The sequence below is a fragment of the uncultured Christiangramia sp. genome, from assembly GCF_913046405.1.
Taxonomy (GTDB): domain Bacteria; phylum Bacteroidota; class Bacteroidia; order Flavobacteriales; family Flavobacteriaceae; genus Christiangramia; species Christiangramia marina.
Map to the genome: position 1 here is coordinate 1 of NZ_CAJWRQ010000126.1, position 6,834 is coordinate 6,834.

The 6,834-nt window shown below is 40.0% G+C and carries 7 protein-coding genes; 1 reads left to right on the top strand and 6 read right to left on the bottom strand.

Annotated features, from left to right (window positions below):
- Both QZ620_RS13900 and QZ620_RS12925 read right to left on the bottom strand, forming a co-directional pair.
- Window positions 1-306 (bottom strand): Ca2+-dependent phosphoinositide-specific phospholipase C (locus tag QZ620_RS13900; protein ID WP_366935473.1); only part of this gene is annotated, 306 nt, incomplete at its 3' end.
- A gap of 14 nt (window positions 307-320) precedes the next feature.
- Window positions 321-947 carry a DUF1080 domain-containing protein gene (locus tag QZ620_RS12925; protein ID WP_295182372.1) on the bottom strand — a complete coding sequence of 209 codons (627 nt, stop codon included), beginning with the start codon at window positions 945-947 and terminating at the stop codon, window positions 321-323.
- Between the two features lie 215 nt (window positions 948-1,162).
- Between QZ620_RS12925 and QZ620_RS12930 the strand changes: the two genes are divergently transcribed.
- The gene (locus QZ620_RS12930; protein ID WP_295182375.1) at window positions 1,163-1,999 is read left to right on the top strand and encodes a glycerophosphodiester phosphodiesterase; all 837 of its coding nucleotides are present in this window, start codon (window positions 1,163-1,165) and stop codon (window positions 1,997-1,999) included.
- Between the two features lie 96 nt (window positions 2,000-2,095).
- Here QZ620_RS12930 and QZ620_RS12935 read toward each other — a convergent pair whose 3' ends face one another.
- The 4 genes from QZ620_RS12935 to proC form a co-directional block, all read right to left on the bottom strand.
- A complete protein-coding gene (locus tag QZ620_RS12935; RefSeq protein ID WP_295182377.1) occupies window positions 2,096-3,292 on the bottom strand; it encodes a hypothetical protein in 1,197 nt (398 codons plus the stop codon).
- A gap of 198 nt (window positions 3,293-3,490) precedes the next feature.
- Entirely contained in the window at window positions 3,491-4,690 is a 1,200-nt protein-coding gene (locus tag QZ620_RS12940; protein WP_295182380.1) for a glutamate-5-semialdehyde dehydrogenase, read from the bottom strand.
- 32 nt (window positions 4,691-4,722) lie between these two features.
- The gene (gene proB / locus QZ620_RS12945) at window positions 4,723-5,496 is read right to left on the bottom strand and encodes a glutamate 5-kinase (protein WP_295182383.1); all 774 of its coding nucleotides are present in this window, start codon (window positions 5,494-5,496) and stop codon (window positions 4,723-4,725) included.
- A gap of 35 nt (window positions 5,497-5,531) precedes the next feature.
- On the bottom strand, window positions 5,532-6,338 hold the full coding sequence (gene proC / locus QZ620_RS12950) for a pyrroline-5-carboxylate reductase (protein WP_295182385.1): 807 nt from the start codon (window positions 6,336-6,338) through the stop codon (window positions 5,532-5,534).
- Window positions 6,339-6,834: the final 496 nt, after the last annotated feature.

Below are 6,834 nucleotides of genomic sequence, written 5' to 3' on the forward strand. Positions count from 1 at the left end.
TTTCCTTCTTGAGTAGTGGCCTCCCTTGGGATCAGCAAAAACATCCAACTCAAAGTGACGGATTCCAAGCGTCTGTAACTGCTCAGTGAGCGGTCGGTGCGAGTACTCAAGGGAATCCTTAAGCCCACGGTTGATAATGCCTATCCTATTAAGGTTCTCCAGAGGAAGAGCAATATGGTATGAGTTGTGAGTTCCAATCAGCTGTATCTGATTGATTCGTGTTGACCCTTTATTCTTAGCAAATAAGCAAGTGACCGATATAAAAATCGATAATGTTGCGGCCGTACCGAACCGGACGAGGACCATAGGATTATTTAATCTTAGAGCTTCTTGATTTTAATGTTTCGGTAAGAGACAAGGTGCCCATGGTCCTGGAAACCTATATGTCCCTCTCTCTTGAAGTCTTTCAATGGGGTCTTGTATTTGTTCTTGGATCCATCCGGATTTTTATTAGGTTCTGTCCATTTGTTCAGATCCATTCCGTTAATAACTTCACCGTTCATTTCCACGGTGATCATATTATCCTTCGCAGTAATTTTGATTTTGTTCCAACCGGTCGTTGCATTATTTTTCTTTGGAGGGACCAAATCATAGAGAGCGCCTACCGAGTGCTTGTTTGGTCCGTTAGGTTTCTCGACCTGGACTTCAATTCCGGTCTGTACAGGGCTCTTTGGGTTGTCTGTTCTAAAGAAGATACCACTATTTCCTGTTGTCTTGAATTCTAGTGAGAGAACGAAGTCGCCGAACCTTTCCTTGCTCCATATATCGCCGGTTTTCTTTTGACCTTGGATTGCGCCATCAACGACTTCCCACTTGGATACTTTGCCGTTGCGGTCCTGCCAACCGGTGAGGTCCTTGCCGTTGAAGAGTGATTTACTATGGTGATCTGCTAAGCTCAGTCCTAAGAGTGCAATTAGAGTAATGAGAGTCGAGGTGATTTTTTTCATGGCTTTAGGATTAGGATGATTATTTGCTTTCCGGGTCCTCGTGTCGAGAATCCTTTTCATTGAAGATAATAATAAATCATCTCACTTTTCTTTATCTATGCAGGTCTAATCCAAACTATGGTGGAATGTCACGGAATTGATTCTGGACATGATCAATTATTATCTTGAACCTTTGAACTCCTATGGATAAATGCACGGACTCAACTCGGCGGACAATGAATTTTTCATCTCCATTAATGTCTGTGCTTTTCTTTTTCTCGGTTCTAATAAATTTAGCATCCTCTGAGACACCGCTGATCATTGCGCATCGTGGTGCGTCCGGTGCTGCTCCAGAAAATACAATGGAAGCATTTAACTTAGCGTGGAATCTTGGAGCCGATGGTATAGAGGGAGATTTTCATCTGACCCATGATGGACACATTGTTGCAATTCATGATGCAGACACAAGCAAAGTTAGTGGGGGGAAGATTAAGCTTCTTGTGAAAAAGGTTACTCTCAAGGAGTTGCAGGGCATTGATGTGGGATCATGGAAGGATAAAAAATATTCTAGTGCTCGTATTCCCACATTGGAACAAGTTATAGATTCAGTTCCGGACGGTAAAAAATTCTTTATCGAAATTAAATGTGGGACTGAGATTATGGCACCTTTAATTAAAGTTCTTGATCAAAGAATGAAAGAGCGACCAGAACTGGCCAATCAGATTAGCTTTATCGCTTTTGACTATCATCTCATTAAGGCATGTCGCAAGCAGTGGCCTGAGATTGAAGCTAATTTTCTAGAATCCTACAAAAAGATCAAGGAAACAGGAACATGGACGCCTGACCAAAATGATGTTTTCCAAACTCTTAAAGTATCTCTGGCAAGCGGTCTTGGGACCCAAGCCAATGAAGAGGTAATTGATTCAGGTTTTGTTAAAAGGCTACGTAAATCTAAACTATCTTTTCATTGCTGGACCATTAACGAGATCAAGCAAGCAAGGCACTTCCGTGATTTGGGCGTAGACTCTATAACTACAGACTTTCCGAAGAAAATTAGAGACGGATTAAAGTGAAACTTTTCTTTCTTTGACCATGTCAAGGAAGTGGCCGGATCGGCAAAGGGCCCGGTGCTCATTGATTTATCAAAGGACCCTGCCGAGGAGAAGGACCTAAGTGCCGAGCATCCCGATAAGGTAAAGGAAATGCTCGCCCTTGCCCGAACAAGGCTCAAGGACATTGAGCAAAACACAATCGACCTCGGCGGACCGCCGGTTGCCAAAAAAGCGGCGCGCAAGGGCAGTCGCTGGCTGAAGTGAGCCTTCCGGCTGCTTTACCCTGAGTTGCCCACTTGGATCGTTGTAATCAAAATAATGAACTTCGTTAGAATGAATTCCAAGTGGAGTAATGATATGGAAAAACTCATGCGATACAATATCGGTCATGCTTTTGTCCAGAGAAGATGCATCCATAGACTCAGGCATTACCACCACTGTTGAGGTATGATGTTCCAGAGCTCCATAGTTCGAAGCATCTCCTTCACCTTCGGAAAGGTATACAAGAATGGCATATTTATCTGTAGAGTTTATATCACCTAGAAATTCCTTTTGTGCACGGATCATTTTCTCCATTCCAGGCTTCAAAGTCTGAGCTGAATGTTTTTCATTTGGTGAATAGACACTAAGTAAAACCTGCATGTTTTCTACCATGAAACTGGTAGTATCCGGCTTTGAATACATGATCGGGTTATCGATCACTTCAAAATACCGATCCAGGTGGTAAACATCTGTTTTAGAGTTTCCTGTTTCAGAATTTTTAGTAGAAGCGATAGTAAGAGAAGTTCCTGCTACAAGATCTTCAGGGCGTACGATCTCAAGCTGATATTTCTTTTCGGTCATCCCGTCGAAATAGCCTACAAAACCATGAAGATTAAGAAGGAAGTTCCTATCCTTTAAAATATTTGTTCCTGCCATGGAATATACACCACCTTCTTCTTCCCAGTCGAAAGAATCGTTTACCAGATACATAACTTTATCCAGATTTGCGGCCTTTTCAATCTTATAACTATTATCATCCAGCTTTTCGAAGCTCAATTCGTTTCCTTTATAGTCAATAGCTTTGAAAGATTCGGTAAATTTTCCATAATTATCTTCAGAATAAGTTCCGGGAACAGTTTTCGGAATATTGAATATGGTAGATTCTGTTTTAAATTCTGCAGGGTCTACGGTAACCCACACTTTATCATTTTCAACATTTACCAGATCAAGTTGAGCCAGAACTGGCTTTTCAATGGTTGCCTGGGGATTTTTCTGAGTCTTACAAGCAAACAACATTGAAGCTGCAGCCAGACCCATCACTAATTTTTTCATATGTGCTTTTGTTTTCTGTTTATAAGACTGAACAGTCCCTTAAACGTTACAGTTATTGGTTTAATTATGTTCGAGAACTTGAAGATTCAAGAATTTACGCATTCTCTTGGATGGGTAAACGCAAAACATCTTATCCTGGAATCCGGACATAAAAAAAGCCTGGCATTTACCAGGCTTTTCAAATTATATGGATTGAGATTATACTCTTACATGTCCTTCACCCAAAATATAATATTTATTAGTCACCAATTGTTTAAGACCTAATGGCCCTCTATGGTGCAACTTGTCGGTTGAAATTGCAAGTTCAGCTCCAACGCCCATTTGCCCACCATCAGTAAAACGGGTGGAAGCGTTATGATATACTGCTGCCGAATCTACCTGCTCCATAAAAGTGATCGCTTCTTCTTTATCTGTAGTGATAATTGAAGCAGAGTGACCTCCGGAGTAATGGTTGATCTTCTCGATAGAATTATCGAGTCCGTCAACGGCTCCAATCACAATTTTCATCGCCAGAAACTCCTCATACCAGGTATCTTCAGAAGGTACTTTAGTTTGATCGGTAAGAACTTCAGATACTTTTTCATCTACCAGAATTTCAACTTTATTGTCGCTGAACAATTCTTCTAACTCCTTTAGTTTAGACTCATATCCTTCAATATTAGTATCTACCAGAACCTTATCTAAGGCATTACAACCAGAGATCTTATCGATCTTGGCATTCAGCATTACTTTCTTAGCGATTTCGAAATCGGCATTTTTAGATACATACAGGAAGTTATTTCCTCTCCCGGAAACTAACACTGCTCCGGTTGCATGTTCTTTAACAAAAGCGATCAGTCTTTCGCCACCACGTGGTACGATAAGGTCTAATTGCTCTGGTGGGTTTTTTAGGAATTCCTGAGTTTCGGTTCTATCCAGGTGTAAAAGCTTGATCCACTCTTTATCCAACCCGTTTTCCTCAAGTGCTTCGTGCCAGCATTCTTCAAGTATCTTGTTACTTTCAATTGCTTCCTTACCACCTTTTAAATAGATCTTATTGTTTGCTTTGAAGGCAAGAACAGCTGCTTCAATAGTTACGTCTGGTCTGGATTCATAAATGATCATGATATTTCCAAACGGAGCAGTTTTGTTCGTAATATCCAGTCCGGTATCCAGTTTTCTATGCTCGATAACCTGGCCAACTGGATCATCCTGTTCCATCACTTCTTTTACAGACTGGATCATACCGTCAACTTTTTTCTCATCAACGATCAAGCGGTCATACATGGCCTGATCATCTTTCGTGAAAGCATCAAGATCTTTCTTATTTGCTGCTATGATTTCCTGACGTCTTTTGTCCAGGATATTCATCATAGACTTTAATACGTTATTTTTAGTATCTGTTTTTATCAACTTCATTTCTTCGTTTCTTTTAGGTTTTTAATTGGTTATTACGTGGTAAACTTGGTACCTACTGGTTTTCCAGCCATAATGTCGAGAATCACATCTTCACGTTTACCATTAGCAATATAGGTATCGATGTTTTTTGCTGCAGTACCTTTGGCGATCTTGATCTTGGACTCCATTCCTCCACGACCTTCGCCTTCACCTTTCTCAGATTGCTGAACGTATTTTTCCACATTCTCATCAATCTGTACTTTATTCAATTTTTCTGAATCGTCATGTTCAGGATGACCAGTATAAAGACCATCTGTGTCACTAAGGATGATCAGTTTTTCAGCACCGATCAATTCAGCAACAAGACTAGCTAACTCATCATTATCAGAAAACATAGACATGGTTACTGATACAGCATCATCCTCATTTGCAATTGGAATAATTCCTTCAGATAACAAGGATTCATAACAATTGATCATATTCTCACGGTGTATACCCGGGCTAAAGTCTCTTTTTGTAGCTAGTACCTGTGCGCATCGCATTCCGTAGTCATGAAAGATGCTATAATAATGACGCATCATTCTAGGTTGCCCTACTGAAGAGTACACCTGTCTACGTTTGCTGGCATCCTCTACACTAATTTGTCCAAGAATCTCTTTCCCTGCAATTGCAGATCCTGAAGAAACTAGAACAACCATGATGTCTTCTTCGTATAATGTTGCGATCTGTCGCACCAAACTTTTCAATATTGGTCCCAAAATTCTGTTGTCTTTGTTGGTCATGACATTAGTTCCAACTTTTACGACAATTCTTCTTTTCTTATCCATTATAGATGTTTTGGTTATCTGGTTTTGTTAGTTGATTATTTTTCTTCTCCTAGTTCCACGGCTCTATCGAAGGCTGCGTATGCTGCATCCTTGATGAGTTCCTTTACATTGTTATCATCCATGGAATCCAGTGCAGCTCTGGTAGTTCCACCTTTGGAAGCTACCCGGTCCATCCATGTGTCCGGGCTAAGATCGTTCTGGTTGAAAAGTTCCACAGCACCTTCAAAGGTTTGACTTACTAATACCTTGGAATCATTTTTACTGAAGCCCATCTTTCGAGCAGCTTCCAGCATGGAATTCATAAAATAGAAAACGTATGCCGGACCACTTCCTGAAATACCAGTAGAGGCATCAATAAAATTCTCATTCTTAACATGAATAGATTCTCCAGTAGTATCTAGAAGATTGCGAACCATTAGAAGTTCTACTCTGGATACTTCTTTAGATTCTGTATAAGAAGTAACACCCTTGCCAACCTGTGCAGGTAAATTAGGCATGGATCTCACCACTTTCTTGACTCCTAAACCATTCTGAATTTTTTCTATGGTAACACCGGCCATCAAGGATACGAATATCTGATCCTTATTAACCATTGACTTCATCTCCTCAAAAAGCTCATCACAGTGATAAGGCTTTACAGCTACAAAAACCATATCGGCCTGAGGCAGGCACTCTTCCAGTGATTCGTAAACATCGAAATGATCCAAGTCTCTAAGTCTTGCGATCACATCTGCTGATTTATCGAATACCATAAGATTTCTCCTATTAAGCATGGCAGATTGTGCCATCCCTTCAGCGTAAGTTAATCCCATGTTTCCTGCTCCAATTACTAATGTTTTCATTTTTGGTATTTTAATTCAAATAATATCGACTTTTTGTCGAACGATTTCGATTACTATGGTGCAATTACCATGCGATAGGACTCAAAACACGTAGCTTACCCCCTAGATGACCGTTAATTTAGCCACATTCCATAAGAATTATCATTAATAAAAACTTAAAATCTATTTATGAAATCCTGACTTATTATGGATATAATATCCAATATATGTGTAGTTGATTGCTAGGTATTCAAATATTTATAAGGATTCTGCTGCATTCTTGCGAGATTCGAAACAATGCGATAGGAGAAAATTCAAGAAATTGTTCAAGGGTCTTAAAACTATGTTAAACATTGGATTCAAAAAATACGCTATAGCGCAATTTTGTCAATTAGCTGTAAGAATGGCAGAACCATCAGTGACCCTGTTAATAAGGCCTTAGCGACAAATTCACTATCTCAGCAAGAGAATCCGAAAGATGAATAACGTGAAAAGCACCGTAAACACTGATCATTTG